The sequence below is a fragment of the Staphylococcus agnetis genome (genome assembly GCF_002901865.1).
In the GTDB taxonomy this organism is placed as follows: Bacteria; Bacillota; Bacilli; order Staphylococcales; family Staphylococcaceae; genus Staphylococcus; species Staphylococcus agnetis.
This window is the reverse complement of record NZ_PPQF01000069.1, coordinates 1-1,204: the sequence shown is the minus strand read 5'-3', so window position 1 is coordinate 1,204 and position 1,204 is coordinate 1. Positions and strand designations below refer to the sequence as shown.

At 33.1% G+C, this 1,204-nt stretch carries 1 protein-coding gene; it reads right to left on the bottom strand.

The genetic code is table 11. The features are described 5' to 3' along the window. Nucleotides 1-1,138: transposase (locus CD172_RS10100; protein WP_169925246.1), on the bottom strand; the 1,138-nt coding region annotated here is incomplete at its 3' end. Nucleotides 1,139-1,204 lie beyond the last annotated feature (66 nt).

The window sequence follows — 1,204 nt, the reverse complement described above, 5'->3', positions numbered from 1 at the left end:
CAGAAATAAACGGATCATTTTTAAATTTCTTTTTCCCTTCTTTAATGTACATTCCATAAGTAATTAGTGGCGTCTTTTCAAAATCATCCAGTATCATTTTATAATTACTTTCACTACCATAACCTGCATCAGCTACAATATACTCAGGAATGTCACCATATAATGCTTTCATTTCATTCAAAAACGGCCCTAGCGTTCTCGTATCTCCTGGTTTATTATACACGCCGTAGGCTAGTATAAATTGGTTATTCGTTGCTATTTGTAAGTTGTAGCCTGGCTTTAATTGCCCATTTTTCATGTGGTCATCTTTCATTCTCATAAATGTCGCATCATGATCTGTTGTTGAATAGCTCTTTCTGTCACCATAAATTTCCTTTTGCTTCTCATACTTAATTTTACGTTCTCTAAAATCATTAATTGCTTTTTTGCTTTTTTTAATTTGACTTCGTTGTTTTCTCAATGTTTTACGTTCTTGCGTATTGCCTGTGTTCTCGATTTGAGAAGTTAAATTTTTTTCTTTGTTCTCGAGATATGTTTCAATTTGATTCATATCTTCTTTAGACAACTCTTCTGAGGATTCTTTTTTTATTTCTGGAATGATTTCCTCAGCTACCAAAGTTTCATAAAGTGTGTTGGACTTTTCGACAACCGATTGGCTGAATCTTTCGGTATTTGCGAGCCATTGAAACGTATATTTATTGGCATTTGCTTCAAGCTTAGTTCCATCGATGTAAACAACATCTTCAGATATTAATTTATCTTCGATTAACTGCGCTCTAAAACCAACAAATAAGGTCTGTAAAATTCCCATCATATGTGGATTCACTCTGAACCTATTTATAGTTCTGTAAGAAGGTGTTTGCCCTTGGGCAAGCCACATGAGGCGACAACTATCTTTAAGAAGGAATTCTATTTTGCGTCCTGAAAAAATAGATTGAGAATAGCTATAAAGAAGTATTTTTAACATCATCTTCGGATGATAAGAAGAGGGCCCTCTATGATTGTAATAGTCATTGAATTCTGAATCAGGAATGGACTCAACAAGATGATTAATAATAGTAGAAACATCATTTTCTGGAAATGTAATTTCCGTTTCTATTGGTAGTGTGAGTTGAGACATGTTATAATTTTTATACATATAAAGTTCCTCCGTATCATTTTGTTTGTCGTTATTCATTATTATACGTGAGGGCTTTATTTTTTT